The organism is Hoeflea sp. EC-HK425 (genome assembly GCF_902498795.1).
In the GTDB taxonomy this organism is placed as follows: domain Bacteria; phylum Pseudomonadota; class Alphaproteobacteria; order Rhizobiales; family Rhizobiaceae; genus Hoeflea; species Hoeflea alexandrii.
In genome coordinates this window covers 80,402-100,620 of the sequence record NZ_LR701572.1, presented here as the reverse complement: position 1 = coordinate 100,620, position 20,219 = coordinate 80,402, and the positions used below count along the sequence as shown (strand labels likewise).

Annotated in this window: 16 protein-coding genes and 1 tRNA gene; 8 read left to right on the top strand and 9 right to left on the bottom strand. The window is 61.7% G+C overall.

Features of this window, described 5'->3' with window-relative positions:
- Nucleotides 1-57: 57 nt before the first annotated feature.
- Genes SPHINGO391_RS03315 through gltB form a run of 3 tightly spaced genes read right to left on the bottom strand, consistent with a single transcriptional unit; the run spans nt 58 to nt 6,577 of the window.
- Nucleotides 58-1,512, bottom strand: a complete 1,455-nt coding sequence (locus tag SPHINGO391_RS03315) for a glutamate synthase subunit beta (RefSeq protein WP_152007494.1) — start codon at nt 1,510-1,512, stop codon at nt 58-60.
- An 11-nt stretch (nt 1,513-1,523) separates the two neighbouring features.
- On the bottom strand, nt 1,524-1,850 hold the full coding sequence (locus SPHINGO391_RS03310; protein ID WP_152007493.1) for a heavy metal-binding domain-containing protein: 327 nt from the start codon (nt 1,848-1,850) through the stop codon (nt 1,524-1,526).
- A gap of 5 nt (nt 1,851-1,855) precedes the next feature.
- A complete protein-coding gene (gene gltB, locus SPHINGO391_RS03305; RefSeq protein ID WP_152007492.1) occupies nt 1,856-6,577 on the bottom strand; it encodes a glutamate synthase large subunit in 4,722 nt (1,573 codons plus the stop codon).
- Nucleotides 6,578-7,158: 581 nt separating this feature from the next.
- Between gltB and SPHINGO391_RS03300 the strand changes: the two genes are divergently transcribed.
- The 5 genes from SPHINGO391_RS03300 (at nt 7,159) to SPHINGO391_RS03280 (ending at nt 11,024) form a co-directional block, all read left to right on the top strand.
- Nucleotides 7,159-8,208, top strand: coding sequence for a low specificity L-threonine aldolase (locus tag SPHINGO391_RS03300; protein WP_152007491.1), 1,050 nt, complete (start codon nt 7,159-7,161; stop codon nt 8,206-8,208).
- 180 nt (nt 8,209-8,388) lie between these two features.
- A complete protein-coding gene (locus tag SPHINGO391_RS03295; RefSeq protein WP_152007490.1) occupies nt 8,389-8,694 on the top strand; it encodes a DUF2282 domain-containing protein in 306 nt (101 codons plus the stop codon).
- A gap of 32 nt (nt 8,695-8,726) precedes the next feature.
- Nucleotides 8,727-9,647 carry a DUF692 domain-containing protein gene (locus tag SPHINGO391_RS03290; RefSeq protein WP_152007489.1) on the top strand — a complete coding sequence of 307 codons (921 nt, stop codon included), beginning with the start codon at nt 8,727-8,729 and terminating at the stop codon, nt 9,645-9,647.
- A complete protein-coding gene (locus tag SPHINGO391_RS03285) occupies nt 9,634-10,437 on the top strand; it encodes a DNA-binding domain-containing protein (protein WP_152007488.1) in 804 nt (267 codons plus the stop codon). The genes SPHINGO391_RS03290 and SPHINGO391_RS03285 overlap by 14 nt, the downstream gene beginning before the upstream one ends.
- A complete protein-coding gene (locus tag SPHINGO391_RS03280; protein ID WP_152007487.1) occupies nt 10,434-11,024 on the top strand; it encodes a DoxX family protein in 591 nt (196 codons plus the stop codon). The genes SPHINGO391_RS03285 and SPHINGO391_RS03280 overlap by 4 nt, the downstream gene beginning before the upstream one ends.
- Before the next feature lie 94 nt (nt 11,025-11,118).
- On the opposite strand, the gene SPHINGO391_RS03275 is transcribed toward SPHINGO391_RS03280, so the two are convergent.
- Nucleotides 11,119-11,586: an Hsp20 family protein gene (locus SPHINGO391_RS03275; RefSeq protein ID WP_152007486.1), complete on the bottom strand. Its 468-nt coding sequence runs from the start codon at nt 11,584-11,586 to the stop codon at nt 11,119-11,121.
- Between the two features lie 387 nt (nt 11,587-11,973).
- Here SPHINGO391_RS03275 and SPHINGO391_RS03270 point away from each other — a divergent pair, with 387 nt between their 5' ends.
- The gene (locus SPHINGO391_RS03270) at nt 11,974-12,954 is read left to right on the top strand and encodes an alpha/beta hydrolase (RefSeq protein WP_152007485.1); all 981 of its coding nucleotides are present in this window, start codon (nt 11,974-11,976) and stop codon (nt 12,952-12,954) included.
- Here the strand turns inward: SPHINGO391_RS03270 and hisN are convergent.
- Nucleotides 12,941-13,717, bottom strand: coding sequence for a histidinol-phosphatase (hisN, locus tag SPHINGO391_RS03265; protein ID WP_152007484.1), 777 nt, complete (start codon nt 13,715-13,717; stop codon nt 12,941-12,943). The genes SPHINGO391_RS03270 and hisN overlap by 14 nt on opposite strands.
- Nucleotides 13,718-14,030: 313 nt before the next feature.
- Nucleotides 14,031-14,897: an N-formylglutamate amidohydrolase gene (locus tag SPHINGO391_RS03260; protein ID WP_193217403.1), complete on the bottom strand. Its 867-nt coding sequence runs from the start codon at nt 14,895-14,897 to the stop codon at nt 14,031-14,033.
- A 228-nt stretch (nt 14,898-15,125) separates the two neighbouring features.
- Between SPHINGO391_RS03260 and cpdR1 the strand changes: the two genes are divergently transcribed.
- Nucleotides 15,126-15,491 (top strand): response regulator CpdR1, encoded by a 366-nt coding sequence (gene cpdR1, locus SPHINGO391_RS03255; RefSeq protein WP_152007482.1) that lies wholly within the window; start codon nt 15,126-15,128, stop codon nt 15,489-15,491.
- A 200-nt stretch (nt 15,492-15,691) separates the two neighbouring features.
- Nucleotides 15,692-15,766: transfer RNA gene (locus SPHINGO391_RS03250), tRNA-Val, on the top strand.
- Nucleotides 15,767-15,840: 74 nt separating this feature from the next.
- Here the strand turns inward: SPHINGO391_RS03250 and SPHINGO391_RS03245 are convergent.
- From SPHINGO391_RS03245 to SPHINGO391_RS03235, 3 genes are read right to left on the bottom strand one after another with little or no spacing between them, the layout of a single operon-like run.
- Nucleotides 15,841-17,445, bottom strand: coding sequence for a hydantoinase B/oxoprolinase family protein (locus SPHINGO391_RS03245; protein WP_210385760.1), 1,605 nt, complete (start codon nt 17,443-17,445; stop codon nt 15,841-15,843).
- Complete coding sequence (locus tag SPHINGO391_RS03240) at nt 17,442-18,539, bottom strand: Xaa-Pro peptidase family protein (protein ID WP_152007481.1); 1,098 nt, start codon at nt 18,537-18,539, stop codon at nt 17,442-17,444. Before SPHINGO391_RS03240 ends, SPHINGO391_RS03245 begins: the two co-directional genes overlap by 4 nt.
- Nucleotides 18,540-18,558: 19 nt before the next feature.
- On the bottom strand, nt 18,559-20,217 hold the full coding sequence (locus SPHINGO391_RS03235; RefSeq protein ID WP_152007480.1) for a hydantoinase B/oxoprolinase family protein: 1,659 nt from the start codon (nt 20,215-20,217) through the stop codon (nt 18,559-18,561).
- Between the last annotated feature and the right edge of the window lie 2 nt (nt 20,218-20,219).

Here is a 20,219-nt window from a genome sequence, read left to right as displayed (position 1 = left end):
GCAAAGCGCCCGGACCGTCTCCGGCCGGGCGCTTCGTGGTATTCAGTGTTTGCGGGGTCAGCGCGGCAGGTCGGTGGCGCCCATCAGACTCAGATCGATTTCCCGCGCGGCCTGACGTCCCTCGCGGATAGCCCAGACCACCAGGCTCTGACCCCGGCGCACATCGCCTGCAGCCCAGAGCTTGTCGACGGAAGTCCGGTAGTCTTTCTCGTTGGCGGCAACGTTGGTCGAGCCGCGCCTGTCGGTGTCCATCGACAGGCGGTCGCCCAGATCGCTGACCACACCCGTGTCGAGAACTCCGCGGAAGCCAATCGCCACGAACACCAGGTCCGCCTTGATGACGAATTCGGTGCCCGCCACAGGCTTGCGCTTTTCATCCACCTGGCAGCATTTGACGCCGGCCAGGATGCCGTTCTCACCCACCAGCTCCAGCGTCCCGACCTGGAATTCGCGAACGGCGCCTTCTGCCTGTGAGGACGATGTGCGCATCTTCGTTGCCCAGTAGGGCCAGACAGCGAGCTTGTCTTCCTTCTCCGGCGGCTGAGGCCGGATGTCGAGCTGTGTAACCTTGACCGCGCCCTGGCGGAAGGCAGTGCCGACACAGTCGGACGCGGTATCGCCGCCGCCGATTACGACCACATGCTTGCCCCCGGCAAGCACCGGATCCGACGGCCAGCCGATATTGTCGATGCTCTCGCGCGCAACGCGCTTGTTCTGCTGCACCAGGTAAGGCATCGCATCATGCACGCCGACCAGGTCGGCACCCGGAATGCCCACATCACGCGGCTTCTCCGAACCGCCGGTGTATAGCACCGCGTCGTAGGTTCCGAGCAGCTCTTCCATGCTCTTGTCGACGCCGACATTGACGTTGCAGAAGAAGGTGACGCCCTCGCCTTCCATCTGCTCGATCCTGCGGTCGATGAAGTGCTTTTCCATCTTGAAGTCAGGAATGCCGTAGCGCAGCAGGCCGCCGGGGCGGCTTTCGCGCTCATAAACATGCACTTCGTGCCCGACGCGACCGAGCTGCTGCGCGGCAGCCATACCTGCAGGTCCAGATCCGATGATTGCCACCTTTTTGCCGGTCTTGGCCGTCACCGGCTGCGGCACGATGAAGCCCATCTCGTAGGCCTTGTCGGCAATCGCCTGTTCCACCGTCTTGATCGTGACCGGCGCGTCCTCGAGGTTGAGTGTGCAGGCTTCCTCGCAAGGCGCCGGGCAAATGCGGCCGGTGAATTCGGGGAAGTTGTTGGTCGAATGCAGGTTGCGGATCGCCTCTTCCCAGTTGTTGTTGTAGACCAGATCGTTCCAGTCGGGGATCTGGTTGTGCACCGGACACCCGGTCGGACCATGGCAATAGGGGATGCCGCAATCCATACAGCGCGCCGCCTGCTTCTGGACCTCCTGGTCGCTCATCCGGATGGTGAACTCGCGGAAATGGCGAATCCGGTCAGACGCCGGCTGATACTTCGCCGTCTGCCGGTCGATTTCGAGAAAACCCGTTACCTTACCCATAGTCTACTCCCTCACCGGATGACGACCGCAGTCCCCGATGCTGATACCATCAGCATCGAACCACTGGATCCGGTTGAAATATTTTCGTAGTCGAGATCGATGCCAATGACGGCATTCGCACCCAGTTTCCGCGCTTCGTCCTGCATCTCGTCAAGCGCGATTTCCCGTGCTTCGCGCAGTGCCTTCTCGTAGGCGCCCGAGCGTCCGCCTACAATGTCGCGAATGCCGGCGAAGATATCGCGGAAGATATTGGTGCCAAGAATGGCCTCGCCTGTGACGATGCCTCTGTACTCGGTGATCTCCCGGCCTTCGATCGTGTTTGTGGTTGATGTGATCATCGAACTCACTCCGCCGCCACGCCCATGCGCATCCGTTCCATGTCCTCAAGCGCGCGGCGATACTCGACCGGCATCACCTTGCGGAACTTGGGACGATAGTCCGCCCAGTTGTCGAGGATCTCCTTGGCGCGGGTCGACCCGGTGTAGTGCATGTGGTTGGAGATCAGCTGGAACAGCCGCTCCTCGTCATGCCGGGTCATGTCGCCCGAAACGTCCACCCGGCCCTTGTGTGCCAGATCGCCACCATGGTGATGCAGCTTCTCGAGGATATCGTCCTCCTCGGGAACCGGCTCGAGCTCGACCATCGCCATGTTGCAGCGGCTGGCAAAATCGCCGGCCTCGTCAAGCACATAGGCAACGCCGCCCGACATGCCGGCTGCAAAGTTGCGGCCGGTCTCACCGATCACGACCACCAGACCGCCGGTCATGTATTCGCAGCCATGGTCGCCCACGCCTTCGACCACCGCGATGGCGCCCGAGTTGCGCACGGCAAAGCGCTCGCCGGCAACGCCGCGGAAGTAGCACTCGCCCTCGATCGCACCGTAGAGCACGGTGTTGCCGACGATGATCGAGTTTTCCGCGGTGATCGATGAGTTCTCCGGCGGGCGTACGATGATGCAGCCGCCCGAAAGCCCCTTGCCGACATAGTCGTTGGCGTCGCCGGACAGATCGAAGGTCACACCATGAGCGAGGAAAGCACCGAAAGACTGTCCCGCGGTTCCCGAGAGCTTGACCGAGATGGTGTCCTCCGGAAGGCCCTTGTGGCCGTACCGCTTGGCAACTTCACCCGAGAGCATCGCACCGGCCGAACGGTCGACATTCTTGATATCAACGTCGAACTCGACCTTTTCCTTGTTTTCAAGCGCAGGCATTGCCTTCTCGATCAGTCTCCTGTCGAGAATATCCGCGATCGGGTGGTTCTGCCGTTCGGTCCAGTAGATCTTTTCCTTCGGCGCATCGGGCTTGTAGAAGATCCTGCTGAAATCGAGACCCTTGGCCTTCCAGTGTTCGATCATGCCATCCTTGGCCAGCAGTTCCGACTGGCCGATGATCTCGTCGAGATTGCGATAGCCCATCGCAGCCAGCCATTCGCGCACTTCTTCCGCGATGAAGAAGAAGTAGTTGACCACATGCTCGGGCGTGCCCTTGAAGCGCTTGCGCAGAACCGGATCCTGCGTCGCCACGCCCACCGGACAGGTGTTGAGATGGCACTTGCGCATCATGATGCAGCCCGCGGCAATCAGCGGAGCGGTGGAGAAGCCGAATTCATCGGCTCCGAGCAACGCGCCGACAATCACGTCGCGGCCGGTCTTGAGCCCGCCATCGACCTGCAGCGCGATGCGCGACCGCAGGCCGTTGAGCACCAGCGTCTGGTGGGTTTCGGCCAGGCCGATTTCCCAAGGGCTGCCGGCATGCTTGAGCGAGGTCAGCGGTGATGCGCCGGTGCCGCCGTCATAGCCGGAGATCGTGATGTGGTCGGCACGCGCCTTGGCCACACCGGCCGCAACCGTTCCGACGCCGACTTCCGATACCAGCTTGACCGAGATATCGGCCTCCGGGTTGACGTTCTTCAGATCGAAGATCAGCTGCGCCAGGTCCTCGATCGAATAGATGTCATGGTGCGGCGGCGGCGAAATCAGGCCGACGCCAGGTGTGGAATGCCGGGTCTTGGCAATCGTCGCATCGACCTTGTGGCCGGGCAACTGGCCGCCCTCGCCGGGCTTGGCGCCCTGTGCGACCTTGATCTGAATCATGTCGGCATTGACCAGGTATTCCGTGGTCACGCCGAACCGGCCCGAGGCCACCTGCTTGATCGCCGAGCGCTCCGGATTGCGGCCGCCGCCGTAAAGAGGCAGGTAGCGGTCCGGCTCCTCGCCGCCCTCGCCGGTGTTCGACTTGCCGCCGATCTGGTTCATCGCGATCGCCAGCGTCGTATGCGCTTCCCGGCTGATCGATCCGAACGACATGGCGCCGGTTGAAAACCGCTTGACGATATCCGCAGCGGGCTCGACTTCATCAAGAGGTACCGGATTGCGCCCTGCGGCCTCCGCCGTGCGGATATCGAACAGGCCGCGAATGGCGTTCATCCTGAGCGTCGAGCGGTTGACCATCTCGGCGAATTCCCGGTAGCGGTCCTGGGCATTGCCGCGCACGGCATGCTGCAGCGTGGCCACCGCATCGGGTGTCCATGCATGTTCCTCGCCACGTATCCGGTAGGCGTATTCTCCGCCCACTTCCAGCGAAGTGGCAAGCACCGGATCGTTGGAAAATGCCAGGCGGTGACGTTCGGCGGTCTCGGATGCGACTTCATCGAGCCCGACGCCTTCGATCGTGGTCGCGGTGCCGGTGAAATAGGTGTTGACGAAATCACTCGACAGCCCGATCGCGTCAAAGATCTGCGCGCCGCAATAGGACTGGTAGGTCGAAATCCCCATCTTCGACATCACCTTGAGGATGCCCTTGCCAATCGCCTTGATGTAGCGCGAGACAACCTCGTACTGGTCGACTTCCGGCGGAAACTCGCCGCGCTTGTGCATGTCGAGCAGAGTGTCGAACGCCAGATAGGGGTTGATCGCCTCGGCGCCATAGCCCGCCAGGCACGCAAAGTGATGCACTTCGCGCGGCTCGCCGGATTCCACCACCAGGCCCACGGACGTGCGCAGACCCTTGCGGATCAGGTGATGATGCACGGCTGCGGTCGCCAGCAGCGCCGGAATTGCGATCCGGTCCGGGCCGATCTGCCGATCCGACAGGATGATGATGTTGTAACCGCCGGTGACGGCTTCTTCTGCCCGGTCGCAAAGACGCTCCAGCGCCGCCTTCATGCCGTCCGAGCCCTTGTCGCTCGAATAGGTGAAGTCCAGCGTCTTGGTGTCGAAGCGGTCCTCGGTATGACCGATCGAGCGGATCTTCTCGAGATCGCCATTGGTCAGGATCGGCTGTCGCACCTCGAGCCGCTTCTTCTTTGCCGCACCCTTGTGGTCAAGGATGTTTGGCCGCGGCCCGATGAAGGAGACCAGGCTCATCACCAGCTCTTCGCGGATCGGGTCGATCGGCGGGTTGGTCACCTGGGCAAAGTTCTGCTTGAAATAGGTGTAGAGCAGCTTCGACTTCTGCGACATGGCGGAAATCGGCGTATCGGTGCCCATCGAGCCGATGGCTTCCTGCCCGGTGGTCGCCATCGGCGCCATCAGGATCTTGGTATCTTCCTGCGAATAACCGAAGGCCTGCTGACGGTCGAGCAGCGAAACATCCTTGCGCAGCGCCCGCGGTTCGACCGGCTTGAGGTCTTCCAGGATGAGCTGGGTGCGTTCCAGCCATTCCCGGTAGGGATCCTTGGCGGCCAGCCGCGACTTGACTTCCTCGTCGGAAATGATCCGGCCTTCTTCCATGTCGATCAGCAGCATCTTGCCGGGCTGCAACCGCCACTTCGCGACAATCGTGCTTTCATCAACCGGCAGCACCCCGGCCTCGGACGCCATGATCACCCGGTCATCGCTGGTGACGATATAGCGTGCGGGCCTGAGCCCGTTGCGGTCAAGCGTGGCGCCGATCTGGCGGCCATCAGTGAACGCGACGGCGGCAGGACCATCCCACGGCTCCATCAGCGCCGCGTGGTACTCGTAGAATGCCTTTCGCTCGGCGCTCATCAGCGAGTTGCCGGCCCACGCTTCCGGGATCAGCATCATTACCGCGTGGGCCATCGAATAGCCGCCGCGGATCAGGAATTCGAGCGCGTTGTCGAAGCAGGCCGTATCCGACTGCCCCTCGTAGGAGATCGGCCAGAGCTTGGAGATATCGTCGCCGAACAGCGGCGAGGACACCGACGCCTGCCGTGCCGCCATCCAGTTGACGTTGCCGCGCAGCGTGTTGATCTCGCCATTGTGCGCGACCATCCGGTAGGGATGGGCAAGTCTCCAGGACGGGAATGTGTTGGTTGAGAACCGCTGGTGCACCAGGGCAACCGCGGATTCAAAACGCGGGTCGCTCAGATCCTTGTAATAGGCACCGACCTGGTAGGCCAGAAACATGCCCTTGTAGACGATCGTCTGGGTCGAAAGCGAGACAAAGTAGAAGTCCTTGTCACCGTTTTCGGCTTCGTGGTGAACCCGGTTGGAAATCACCTTGCGGAGCACGAACAGCTGGCGTTCGAAGGACTGCTGATCCTCGACGCCCTCGCCGCGGCCGATGAAGACCTGGACATGCCGGGGTTCCGTCGCGGCGATTTCCGGTGCCTTCGACAAGGATGAATTGTCCACCGGCACCTCGCGGAAACCGATCAGGACCTGGCCTTCGGCGGCAACGACATCAGCGATGATCTTTTTGAAGTGATCGCGCTGGGTTTCGTCCTGTGGCATGAAGACGAAGCCGACCGCGTAGTCGCCGGGCGCGGGCAGGGTGAGGCCCTGCGCGGCGAGCTCCTCGCGAAACAGCCGGTCGGGAATCTGCACAAGCAGCCCCGCGCCGTCGCCCATCAGGGGATCGGCGCCGACAGCGCCGCGATGCGTCAGGTTTTCGAGCATGAACAGGCCATCACGCACGATCTGGTGCGACTTCTGACCCTTCATGTGCGCAACAAACCCGACGCCGCAGGCATCATGCTCGTTGCGCGGATCGTAAAGACCCTGTTTGGGCGGCAATCCAAAGGTATGCGCGGTGGCCGGCTTGGTTTCGGCACGAGCCTCACAAGCGGTAACGTCCGTCACAGATGGTAAAAGGTCTGCCATCTTCATTCCTCCTTCAAAGCCGCCGTGGCGGTTGATCCCGGCTCATCGTTCGCCCCCGCCGGGTGCGGCGACGCTTCACGTTCCGGATACTTTTATCGTCTGGCCTTGCGCGCCTGTAAGGCTTCACCCGGTGTGCGCGGGCGCGCGGCGTGGTTTTGTATCATGAAGGGGCAGTACGGTCACGTTCCACCGATGGATCGCAAATAGCGACTGCCACCGCCAGCCCCTTGCATCCGCCCTGGTCAATATCGGCCCTGACAGACACAAATAGGACAGCAAGGCTGTCCTATTTCGGATGTTCTATGACAGAATGCGGACCTCAGCGCAAGATAGAGACCTTAAAAAACCTTTGACAGACGACCGTAAATGACCTCTGCGACAAAATGCGCGCAACAATATTGCGCATCGAGGCCTTTTGCCGCCTTTTTGCTGTTGTCAGCACGGAATCAGTGGTGATCGACCTTCCCGGTGCCGGGAAGCCTGGCTGGCGCCGATCAACCGACTTCGGCTTACACGCCCTTTGAAAGCCGAAAAAATCATGCGATAGCCGCATCAATGAAAGCTACCGGAGTCCCCATCTCATGATCTTCACCTCGGACAACTGGGCTGGCGCCCACCCGGCCGTCGCAGCCTCGCTGACAGCCCATTCCAGCGGCTTTGCCCCCGCTTACGGTGCGAGCGATCTGGACCGCAAGGTCGAGAAGACATTCAACGAGGTGTTCGGGCAGGAAGTTGCGGTTTTCTTCGTGGGCACCGGAACCGCCGCCAATTCGCTGGCGCTGTCGGCGATCAACCTTCCCGGCGGCGTGTCGTTCTGCCACCGGGAAGCGCATGTCATCGCCGATGAGTGCGGCGCACCGGAATTCTTCAGCCATGGCTCGAGGCTCGTTCCCGTGGATGGGCCGGAGGGCAAGATGGATCCGGCAACGCTGGAAACGGAAATCGCCCGTTTCCCGGCCGGTTTCGTCCATGCCGGCCAGCCCATGGCCATCACCCTGACCCAGGCAACAGAAGCCGGAACCGTCTATACGCCGGACGAGATCCGCGCGATTTCAAGGATTGCCAAGGCCCACGGCCTGCCGCTGCACATGGATGGCGCCCGTTTTGCCAACGCGCTGGTGGCGCTCGACCTCACACCTGCACAGATGACATCTGAACTTGGCGTGGATATCGTTTCCTTTGGCGGCACCAAGAACGGTTGCTGGTGTGCCGAGGCGCTTGTCTTCCTCAATACTGATATGGCCAGACAGGCTCCCTTCATTCGCAAGCGGGCAGCCCACCTGTTTTCCAAGAGCCGGTTCATAGCCGCCCAGTTCGATGCCTATTTCGAAAATGGCCTCTGGCTCGAGACCGCCCGCCACGCCAATGCCATGTCTGCGCGTCTGCAGGCCGGGATTGGAAACTCCGACAATGCGCGACTAGCCTGGCAAAGCCCGGCCAATGAAACCTTTCCGATCGTCTCCAAGGCGCTCGCCGCCGACCTCGCCAAGAAAGGCGCGATGTTCTACGAATGGTCGGCGCCACGCTCCGCCGCCCACCTGGTCGGGCCCGGAGAAACCATGCTGCGCCTGGTGACCAGCTTCGCCACCACTCAGGATCACGTCGACCAGTTTGTCGACCTCTTGGGCTAAGCCCGGTCAAAGCCACGCAAAACCGCAAGTCGAAAGAATAGACAGCATCACGCCTGGCTCACGGCCAAGTGATGCCGGATAACGTGCGCTTGATTTCCAAGTGATGCGACAATTCGTCATGGTTCTCCTGCCGGACACGAAAAGTCCGGGAATGGTTTTGAAACATCCAAGGAGAACACCATGTCGCACAAAGCACTTATCGGCGCTTCCACTCTGGCCGGCGCAGTAGCGATGGCCATTTCGGGCGCAACTTTCCTCGCATCGACCCAGGGCGCAGCAGCCGCAACTGAGAAGTGCTATGGCGTTGCCATGGCCGGCAAGAATGACTGCGCAGCCGGCCCCGGCACCACTTGTGCAGGCACCTCGAAGGTCGACTTCCAGGGCAACGCCTGGAAAACCGTCGATGCAGGCACCTGCACCACGATGAGCGTTGAAGGCGGCCGCATGGGCTCGCTCGAGCCGCTCGACCGCGATCTTCCGGCCTGATCCGAAATCATCTGGAAAACGGGAAACACGAAATGACACAGTCCGCCCCCAAACCGCCGATTGTTGAAAACTCGCGTTTTCCGTCCGGCCCTCTCCCGCCTCGTGCGGGAGCGGGTCTGAAGACCGACCACGTCGATTCCATTCTCGCCGACGACTACAGGATAGGGTTTCTTGAAGTTCACGCGGAGAACTACATGGGCGAAGGCGGTCCCGCCCATCGCGCGCTTGCCGCGATCCGTAGCGAATTCCCGCTCTCCATTCACGGAGTAGGCCTCTCGATCGGGTCCGAAGAGGGCATCGACACGGCACATCTGGAACGCCTTGCCCGCGTCGTCGACCGCTACCAGCCCAGCATGGTCTCCGAACACTTGGCCTGGTCGAGCCATGATGCAGGCTATTTCAATGATCTCCTGCCGGTTCCCTACGACCGGCAGACGCTTGATCGTGTCGTCGCCCATATCAGCCAGATCCAGGACCGGCTCAGGCGCCCGATCCTGCTCGAAAACCCGTCCACCTACGTGGCCTTCGAGCAGTCGACGATGAGCGAGACCGATTTCATCCGCGAGATCGCCCAGAAATCCGGCTGCGGGCTGCTGCTCGACATCAACAATGTCTTTGTCTCCGCCACCAACCACGGCTGGAAGCCGATGAACTACCTGCGCGACTTCCCGCTGGAACTGGTGGAAGAAATCCACCTCGCCGGTCATGCCGAGGATGTCGACGACGAGGGTGATCTCATCCTGATCGACGCCCATGACCGCCCCGTTGCCGATGCAGTCTGGAAACTCTACGAGACTGTCATCTGTCAGGCCGGCGCCCTGCCGACGCTGATTGAATGGGACAATGATGTTCCCGAATGGCCGGTGCTGCGCCGCGAAGCCCGTCTCGCCGATGCCATTCTCGACCGGCTCGGACCGGCCTCGCTGCTCGGATCCCGTCATGCCGCGGAATGAACCAATGGTCGGCTCCGGCCAGCACGATTTCGGTGCGGCGCTTCTCGACCCTGACCTGCCGTTGCCCGAAGGCATTACCGGTCCGGACGGCAAGAAGGCCGCCAGACGTTTTGCCATTTACAGAAACAATGTCACCGTCAGCCTGATTGACGCCCTTGCAGGCATATTCCCCGCGCTCCAGCGTCTGGTCGGCGAGACGTTCTTTCGTGACATGGCCCGGCTGTACCTTGTCCAGGAGCCGCCGCGGTCTCCGGTCATTTTCGAGTATGGCGGCGGCTTTGCGGATTTTCTAAGCCAATTCGAGCCGCTCGCCGCGTATCCCTACCTGCCGGATGTGGCCCGGTTGGAACGGGCATGGCTTGATGCCTTTCATGCAGCCGACGCCGATCCACTGCACCCCGGCAGCCTCGGTGCCATTCCGCCCGAACGCCTGGCTGACACGACCTTCACCCCCCACCCGGCAACCCGGATCGTGCAGAGCCGGTTTGCAGCGGTCTCGATCTTCTCGGCAAGTCGCGAGGAGCGAACACTTGATGGGATCCGGCCAGCCAACGCCGAAGACGGGTTGATCACGCGACCGGCCTATTCCGTCGAGGTCCGCCAGCTGCCCGCAGGTGCCGCCGATTTCTTCCTGGCGCTGATTTCGGGCGCCACCCTCGGGGAGGCAGCTGATTCAACTATCGCGCGATATCCGGAGTTCGACCTTCCATCAGCCATTTCAGCCATGCTCGAGGCCGGCGTATTTTCCGCCTGTTGGTTCGGCGAGCCAAATTCGGAGGACCCTTCATGACATCGACAATCGACTTCCTTACCGGTCTCCATGCCCGTGTTTTTGCCGGGATTGAGCGTCTCGGCGACAGCTGGCTGCTTGGCCTGATCGCACGGTTCGCCTTCGCCGCGGTGTTGTGGAACTACTTCCTCCACTCGGCAAACACTAAGGTCGGAGACGGACTGCTGGGATTTTTCTCGATCTCGCCGGGTGCCTACTACCAGATCGCCCTGCCGGCGGTGGAAGCTGCCGGAGGCGATGTCAGCGCCGTTCCGTTCTTTCCCTGGGGCCTGCTAGTGGTCATGGGCACCTATGCGGAGTTCATCCTGCCGCTTCTCGTTGTCATCGGTCTGTTTTCACGCCTGGCCGCACTTGGCATGGTTGGCTTCATTGCGGTGCAGACATTCGTCGACATCACCGTGCATCAGATTGGCGCCGAAAGTATCGGAACCTTGTTTGACCGTTTTCCCGATGCCATCATTGCCGATCAGCGGCTTTTGTGGCTGGTGCCGCTTGCCGTCATCATCATCAAGGGCCCGGGACTGCTCTCCGTAGACGCATGGCTCAGCCGCGCACGCGGCGGCAAGCCACATTACGCTCCCGCGTAAACTCCAGCAGCCTGAATTGCTGCAGGCTGCAGACCGAAAAAATGGCGCTCAGTCTCCTGAGCGCCACGAAACCTGTTCCATCTGGGGGAATGGATCAGGCCTGTTTGGCTTCGATCTGCTTCGGGTTTCCGCCAGCATCCTTGCTGATTGCAATCCGCCTCGGCTTCATTGCCTCGGGGATTTCCCGCACCAGATCCACATGCAGCAGACCGTTGCGCAGCGATGCGCCGGTGACCTCGACATGATCGGCGAGCTGGAAGCGGCGCTCGAATGCGCGCTTGGCGATCCCGCGATACAGGAACTCCGTACCTTCGGACGAAGTGTCTTCGGCCTTCTCGCCCTTGACCGTCAGCACGTGTTCGCGTGCCTCGATCGAGATCTCGGTTTCATCGAAACCTGCAACCGCCATGGTGATGCGGTAGGTGGTTTCGCCGGTCCGCTCGATATTGTAGGGCGGATAGGATTGTGACTGGTCGGCGGGAGCAAGGCTGTCGAGCATCGTCAACAGCTTGTCGAAACCGACCGTCGAACGGTAGAGTGGTGAAAAATCAACGTGACGCATGGGTGTCCTCCTTCAGAGCGACTTGAGTTTGCGTTGTGGCCACTGGTCTGCCCCGCATTGGGCGGCATTCCGGCCAGCAGACCCGGTATCCGGCGCCTGCAGGACCAATGTGGGAACTCCGTTGAACCGGTTCAAGACCTTCCACCGAGCCCAATCCGCCACGACCCAGGCCGTGAACGCACAATGAACAGCCCGTTCGGCCCGCATTCAGTAGCGGATCGCTATCCTCGCCCCATCAGACACGCAAGGTCTGAACCGCCGGGAACATCCCGTCCCCTCTGTTCCGGGCATCTGGCCGGGGTTGTCCGCAGGGCCGCCCCGGCCTTTTTGCGTCTCGTGACCTTTTCCTTTTGACCAAACAGGGGCGAAGCACTAATCGAAAGCACCATGAGTGACGATACTCCCCTGCTGATTGAGACCGAAGGCAACCCGTTGCCCGGCAATCATGTCGCCGGCTGGTTCGAAGGATCCGGCGGCAAGAGGCTGCGCTATGCCATCTTCAAGTCCGACGTGCCTGTCGCGCGCGGCACGGTCGTTCTGCTGCAGGGACGCAATGAATGCATCGAAAAATACTATGAAACCATCCGGCATTTCACCGGCCGCGGTCTCTGGGTCGCAACCTTTGACTGGCGGGGCCAGGGACGGTCCGACCGACTGGTGAAAAATCCGCTGCGCGGGCATGTGCGCCGTTTCCGAGACTTTGAAGCGGACCTGTCGGGGTTTCTGGAATCCATCGTGCTGCCCGAAACACGGCTGCCTTTCTGCCTCGTCGCCCATTCCATGGGCGCGCTGGTCGCACTTTCCATGGCGCCGCAACTGTCGAACCGGATAGAGCGCATGGTCCTGACAGCTCCCTTCATTGAGCTGTCAAATCAGCCTCTGCCGACCTGGAGCCTGCGCATGATGACCAGGCTGATGCGCATGATCGGGTTGGGCTGGGTTGGTTCGGGCAGAGACAGCTTTCCAAGACCATTCGACGGCAATCCTCTCACGACCGATATCGAACGGTTTGCACGCAACCGGGCGCTCTACACCAGCCATCCCGAACTCAGGCTCGGTCCACCAAGCCTTGGCTGGATCAGCGAGATGCTCAACGCGATCGATCGCGTCACCAGGTTCGAGCATCTTGACCGGATCAAGGTCCCGACCTTGCTGATCGGTGCCGGCAATGACCGCATCGTTGCACCGCAGGCCATAGAAAACCTTGGCAACCGCTTCCGTGCCGGTCGGGCAATCGTGATCGATGGCGCCCGCCATGAGCTGCTGCAGGAAGCTGATCGCTACCGCATCCCGACCCTGGCTGCCATCGATGCCTTCATCCCGCCGGACCAGGCATCGGACGCACCGGCCGCCGTCAGTTCCGGTTGAGCAGGTCCAGAACCGTTTCATGCAGGGCGGCGGAACCGCTGGCCACGATCGTGCCGCCCATTTCCGGACGACCACCGCTCCAGGTCGTCATCACGCCGCCCGCCTCCTCGACCAGCGGGATCAGCCCGCCAACGTCATAGGCCTTGAGATCGGCTTCGACGACGAGATCGATGTAGCCGGACGCCACCATCGCATAGGCGTAGCAATCGCATCCGTACCGGGCCAATCGGACGCTGTCCTCGACCCGCTTGTAGCGCGGTTCATGCGCCTCGGAGAAGATCTTCGGCGAAGTCGTCATCATGATCGCCTGATCGAGGGGCACACCCTGCCGGGTGCTCAGCCGGGACGTCGTCCCGTTTCGCCTGACCATCGCCTCGCCCGGCCTGGCGATGAAGCGTTCCCCGGTGAAAGGCTGGTCCATCATCCCCATCACCGCCTTGCCCTTGTGATAAAGACCCACCAGTGTGCCCCAGACCGGCAGTCCGGAAATGAAGGCCCTTGTTCCATCGATCGGATCGATCACCCAGACATAGTCCCGGTCCAGTCCGACATCGCCATGCTCTTCGCCGAGTATCCCGTGATCGGGAAACCTCTCGGCGATGATCTGCCGGATCGCCTTTTCGGCGGCCCTGTCGGCTTCGGTGACCGGGTCGAACCCGGCCGCATGCTTGTTGTCGATCGCGACCGGCATCCGAAACCGGGGCAGCGTTTCCGCAGCAGCCGCTTCGGCAATGGCGTCAAGAACAGTGATGTCGGGAAGCATTGGATATTCCATGAAACGCAGAGGGTGTCTGGGCCCAAGGGCCCGCTTTGAAGGCACTCCTGGCCGGGCTTGACCGGAAATGCAAGTTCAGGCCGGAGTTCGGATGAGTTGTTTCGCACGCGCACAAAGAACAAGGCGCCAGCCATTGACATTTGTGCGTTGCAGCATTAGGCTTTTCTATACAGTCTCTGACTGTAAATGCCCTCCTTGGGCGTTTCCTCCCTAGATTTCACCGCGCCCACAAGCGCGGTTTTTTTTGACCCGTCTCGCCGGTCCGGGCAAGAGCCGAGGATGTCCCGGACCGCAACATGTGTTACTCCGCAGCCAACCGGTCTTCCGACAAGCCTTCTCGGACATGGTCCATCATCTGGCCGGCGAATTCTGTCAAATCGGCCTTGAGCACATCAAAGCCGGAGGTTTTCTCGAGCCTTGCCTCGTCAACATAAAGCCCCCGGTTCACTTCAATCTGCAGCGCATGCAACCCGCGTGAAGGCCGCCCGTAGTGCTCGGTGATGAAACCACCGGCATAGGGCTTGTTGCGCACCACGTGGTAGCCGAGCCCCGACAGGAACGACACCGCGGCGCGCGACAGGTCATGTGCCGCGCTCGCCCCGTAACGGTCGCCGATGATGATGTCGGGTCTGCGGCTGCCACCTGCCACACGGACACTGGCCGGCATCGAATGGCAGTCGATCAGGATCGCCTTGCCGAACTGGACATGAGTCTGCGCGATCATCCGGCGCAGGCTGGCGTGATAGGGGCGGTAGACCCGCTCGATGCGCGAAAGCCCCTCTTCCACGCTCAGCCGTCCCCGGTAGATATCCATGTTTTCCGCCACCAGGCGCGGAATTGTTCCCAGACCGCCGGCAACCCGCATCGACCCGATATTGGCAAACGGCGGCAGCGGGCCGTCGAACATCCGCGGATCGAGTTCATAGGGTTCGCGATTGACATCAAGCCAGGCGCGCGGGAATTGCGCCGCCAGCAAAGGCGCGCCCAGTTGAACTACCCCGGCAAACAACTCATCGACGAAATGATCTTCCGACCTCCGTATCGACAAGCGGTCAAGCCGCGATGACTGGACGAATGGTTCGGGGTAGATCCGGCCTGAATGCGGAGAATTGAACACGAAGGGTTCTGTCTGCTGCACGGGGCGATGTATCTCGAAGGGAGCGACCATTGTTGAACCCGCATCCGGCGTGCCGCCCGTGGCGGGCCTGTCGGCTTCCTGCATATCTGTCCCTTTGCCCCTGCAACTGCCCCGTTCACATTGCCAGTTGCCCCGACGGCTGTCCAGTCCGCCACAAACGCATCGCAAAATCGTCACGATTCACCTGATGTTTACTGGACTGCTCCATAGATGGACGAGATAGAGCTCGAAGAGCACGCTGACAGGTTTGGAAAAAGAATGACCCCGAAAATTCTCCTTGCGGAAGACGACAATGATATGCGCCGGTTCCTGGTCAAGGCTCTGGAAAAAGCCGGTTACGAGGTTCGTTCCTTTGACAATGGCGCCAGCGCCTATGACCGCCTGCGCGAAGAGCCCTTCTCGCTGCTCCTGACCGATATCGTCATGCCGGAAATGGACGGGATCGAACTGGCCCGCCGCGCCACCGAGCTCGATCCGGATCTCAAGGTCATGTTCATCACCGGCTTTGCCGCCGTTGCGCTGAACCCCGACTCGAAGGCGCCCAAGGACGCCAAGGTCCTGTCCAAGCCCTTCCACCTCCGCGACCTGGTCGACGAGGTCAACAAGATGATTCTCGCGGCCTGATCAAACAGCCCCGCCTGTCACACCCCTGCTGGCGAACCGGTCTTGAAACCCGGGCATGTCTGTCCGGGTTTTGCCGTTCCGGGCGGGATTGTCCGCCCCTCCGGCGGGCCTCTGCGCCGGTTCGGCAGACAGCCCGAAAAAACGCAATAATTGCGTATTGACGCCGCAGGGGTTTCTGTGGTGTATGCGGCCCATCGGATGGGCGTATAGCTCAGCGGGAGAGCACTACATTGACATTGTAGGGGTCACAGGTTCAATCCCTGTTACGCCCACCATTCGATCTCCACAAAATCATAGTGTTTCTGATTTCCGGAAATGCAAGGCCTGCTTCTCCTGCAGCCGCTCGCAATCAGCCTCGCGGGAACATGTTTCGTCCGTTTCCACCCGTTGGTTTGCCCCATCCACCGCCATTGGCGGTCGAAATCGTGATTTCATCGCCGGACTCGATCACAAGACCGCTGACAAAGGCGTAGTTTTCGCTTGATCCATCACTGCGTGTGACCGCAATCGCATTGGTGCCACCGTTTTCGCCGCCGTTCAGGCCCCAGACGGGAACCCGGTTGCGGCTGTAGCCGCCCGCAAGCACGGTGCGTCCGCGCGGCTTGTAGGAAACCGACAGGCCCTTGCCGCCGGCATGTTGACCATGTCCGTCAGCGCTTTCGTTGAGCCGCTTGTAGCCGACATCGATGCCGTAGCGGGTCTCGCAGATCTCGACCGGGCAGTTGAAGGTCTCGCCATGGCTGGCCGAATACATCGCGTCCAGCCCGTCACGCTCGGCTGTCGCGCCCCAGCCACCCATTTGCGGCTCGACCATGGTGAAACGGCGGCCGGTGTCGGGGTGGTCGCCCGCCAGAAGCGTTCCGCAGATCGAGGCGAAATGGCCGGCCGGCATCCGCTCGGGCAGCGCCCGCGCCATGCATTGCCATAGCATGTCGTAGAGCCGGATGCGGGTTTCGAAATAATAGCCATGCGGCGCGGTGCCGGTGGCATGGAAGATGGTGCCCTCCCGGGTGATCACCTTCAACGGCCTGAACGAACCCGCATTGGCCGCGAGCGTCGGATCCGACAGGGCCCGGAAGATCATCTGCGAGGAGATCACCGCCCCGTCGCGGCTGGTGTTGTAGGGTGCCGCCCGCTGGTCCGGATTGCCCGAAAGGTCCACCGTGAACGTGTCGTCGGTGATCCGGATCTCGGCCTGCCAGTGCGCGCCATCATCCTGTTCCTCCTCGATCCGAAAGGTGCCCTTCGGCAACAGCGCCAGGCCGGCGCGGGCGCGCCGCTCGCCCTCCTCGAACAGGTTTTCGAGCGCTGTCTTGAAAGTGTCGAGGCCATAGGTCTCCACCAGTTGCGCTACACGGGATGAAGCCCTGCGGCTGGCAGCCACCTGCGCCCAGAGATCGCCGCGCACGAAATCCGGCAAGCGCGAATTGGCCATGATGATGTCGAACACCGGCTGCAACAATTCGCCCCCGTCGAACAGGCGCACCGCCGGCAGCCGCAGGCCTTCCTGGAAGATCTCGCTCGCCGTGGTCGACATCGATCCCGGTGTCATGCCGCCGATATCGTTCCAGTGCGCGATCGAGGCCGTCCATGCGACGAGTTCACTTTTTGCAAACACCGGCATGGCGATCACCACGTCGTTGAGATGCGTCACCCCGCCATAGGACGGATCATTGGTGACGAAGAGATCGCCCTCGCGCACATTGCTTGCACCTTCGATTTCGAGGATGCGCTTGACCGCCTTGTCGAGCACGCCGACAAAGGTGGGAATGCCCGCGCCCGATGACACCAGTTCGCCCCGGGCGTCGGTGATGCCGGTGCCGACATCGAGCACCTCGTAGATGATCGGGCTCATCGCCGTCTTCTTCAGCACGGCAAACATCTCGTCCGCCGCCGCCGTCAGCCCGGCCTGGATCACGCTGAAGGTGATCGGATCATGCACGGGCCCTGTCATGCGGGAGCCACATGAAGATCGCGTGGAAGCGACGACAGGATCTCGGGGCCGTCGGCGCGCAGGATGACGATGTCCTCGAGCCGGAGGCCGAAGCGGCCGGGAAGATAGATCCCGGGCTCAATGGAGAACACCATCCCCTCGTCGAGCACGGACTGTGACGTCGATGTCAGATAAGGCGGCTCGTGCACCTCGATGCCCAACCCGTGGCCGAGCCTATGAACGAAATACTCGCCATAGCCGGCCCCGGCGATGACATTGCGCGCCGCCGCATCCACATCCATGGCCTTGACGCCCGGGCGTGCCGCAGCCAGTGCGGCTGAGACCGCGCGTTCGACAATGGCATGCACCTCGTCATAACCTTCCGGCGCGTGCCCGATGACCGCCATGCGGGTCATGTCGCTCGGGAACCCGTCCTTGCGGCCACCGATGTCGATGACCACGGCATCGCCGGCCTGGAGCTTGCGGTTGCCGGTGGCATGGTGCGGAAAAGCGCCGTTCGGGCCTGAACCGACGATGGTGAATTCCGGCTTTGCGCCATGCTTGCCGAACTCGGCACGGATGACGTCGGCAATCTCCAGCTCGCTGACACCCGGTTTCAGAGCTGCAAGGCCGGCCTGCATGGCGCGATCGTCGATAAGCGCGTTTTCCTTGAGCTTCGCATACTCGCCGGCATCCTTGCGCATGCGCAGCGCACCGACCGTATCGAGGGTAAAATCGTGACGGGCTCCGGGCAGTGCGCCCAACACCAGAAGCGCGAAGTCGGCGCGCATGGTTTCGTCAAGAACCACCTTGACGGCTCCCTTTGCTCCGATGCGGTTGAGCGCCTGCTTCAGCGCCGCATCCGGCCCGTTCTCGTCGGCCCATTCACAAAACGCGATGTCGGTCTCGGCCCGCGTGCCCTGCGCATTCAGCGCGGGCATCAGGAACACCTCATGCTCTCGGCCGATCATCAGCAGGCAGGGCCGTTCGTCGCCATGGGGGTGAAATCCCAGGAGCCAGTGCATATGCGCGCCGGGGCCCAGCACCACCAGATCAGTGCCGGTCTCGGCCATGGCTGCGCGCAGGTTTTTCAGTCGTATCGCTGTTTGGGTCATGCTCTTTTGTGCTCCCTTGTCAAGCTTCGACGCCGTAGACGGCTTTTGCCCGTTCGGGCGTGATCAGGCCATTGCGGATATCGGCCCGCACCTTTTCGGGGTCACGCCGCTTCGGATCACCCGAGCCGCCGCCATTGCCGGTGACGACGCGGATCACGTCATCCTTTTTTGTCTGCAGGCCGGAGACGAAGGCGTAGCGCTGCGGCTCGCCGTCGCTGGGCCGGTACTCGACATAGTTCGAGGAGCCCTCGTGGCCTCCGTCGACCGCCCAGGCCGGGAACTTCGAGCGCGTGTAGCCCGCCGTCAGGAAGCCATTGTCGGCACGGACGCGGTAGTCCATGACGATGCCGCGGCCGCCGGTGAACTCGCCCTCGCCGCCGGGTTCCATGTTGAGCTCCATCCGGTCGACATAGAGCCCGTTGCGCGCCTCGTTGATCTCAGCCGGGCAATTGTAGGTCTCTCCGTGGAACCCACAGAAGATGGCGCTGTTGCCGTCATGGCCCTGGCTTGCACCCCAGCCGCCGATCTGCGGCTCGATGATCGTGTACTGCCTGCCGGTGTCGGGATGGATGCCGCCGATGAAGGTGCCGCAGACCGAAGCGAAATGACCCGCGGCCAGCTTGCCGTCCATGTGCGGCGCAAGGCAGCGCCACATCAGGTCGTAAACCCTCAATTCGATCTCGTAATAGAAGCCGATCGGAGCAGGTTCCTTGGCATGAAAGACCGAGCCCTCACGGGTGAGAAGGGTGATGGGCCGGAACGAGCCACCATTGGCCGGCGAATAGGGGTCTGTCAGCGACTTGAAGATCATCTGCGCCGCCACCATCACGCCGTCGCGGCTGGTGTTGACCGGATTGGGCATCTGGTCCGGGTTGTCGCGAAGATCGACCTTGAACTCATCGTCCGAGATGGTGATCTTCACGTTGAAGATACGCCCGTCATCCTGCTCTTCGGAGAGTTCGAACGTGCCCCTGGGCAGATGCGCCAGTTCCGCCCGCGAAACCTTTTCGCCGTAATCCTGGAAATGCGTCATGGCGGCCTGAAAGGTGTCGCTGCTGTACTTCTCGGCGATCTCCTGCAGGCGCCTTGTGCCGATGCGCACGGAGGCTATCGCCGCCCAGACGTCGCCTTCGAGAACATCCGGCATGCGCGAATTGACCTTGATGATGTCGAACACCGGCTGGATCGGCTTGCCCTTCGAGATGATCTTGATCGCCGGAAGCCTGAGCCCCTCCTGGAAGATCTCCGTTGCATCACCGGTCAGCGACCCGGGGGCCATGCCGCCGACATCGGAATTGTGGGCAATGTTGGCAGTCCAGGCGATGATCTTGCCCTCGAAGAACACCGGCATGGCGACGACGATGTCGTTGAGGTGAGTGACCCCTCCATAATAGGGATCGTTGGTGGCAAAGACGTCGCCGGGCTCGATGTCACCGGGCTTGTCATACTTGGCGACCACCACCTTGACGGCCTTGTCGAGCACGCCGATGAAGGCCGGGATGCCCGCACCGGAACAGGCGATCTCGCCCTCGGCATCAAGGATGCCGGTGCCCATGTCGAGCACTTCGTAGATGATCGAGCTCATCGCGGTCTTCTTCATCGCCGCGAACATCTCGTCTGCTGCCGATTGCAGCGAATTCTGGATGATTTCCAGGGTGATCGGGTCATTCGTCGTCATGG